Here is a 255-nt window from a genome sequence, read left to right on the forward strand (position 1 = left end):
CGGCGAAGGGGGAGTACATGCCGATCCGCAGCGGACCCACCACGCGCATCCTCGTCGTGTGCACGGCGAACGTCATCCGTTCGCCGTTCGTCGCGGCCTTGTTGCGCACGCGCCTGCACCCGACGCCAGCGGGCCCGGTCGTCGTCACGAGCGCGGGCGTCTCCGCGCGGTTCGGAACCTCGGCCGAGGCGCAACTGCTCGACGTCGCACGCGTCTACGGCCTCGACCTCTCCGCGCATCGGGCGGAGCGTCTCG

At 72.2% G+C, this 255-nt stretch carries 1 pseudogene; it reads left to right on the plus strand.

Features of this window, described 5'->3' with window-relative positions:
• Nucleotides 1-17 precede the first annotated feature (17 nt).
• Nucleotides 18-255 (plus strand): annotated as a pseudogene (locus tag MRBLMI1_RS05935) (hypothetical protein); the annotation flags it as partial.

Origin of the sequence: Microbacterium sp. LMI1-1-1.1 (genome assembly GCF_040815675.1) — a bacterium.
In the GTDB taxonomy this organism is placed as follows: Bacteria; Actinomycetota; Actinomycetes; order Actinomycetales; family Microbacteriaceae; genus Microbacterium.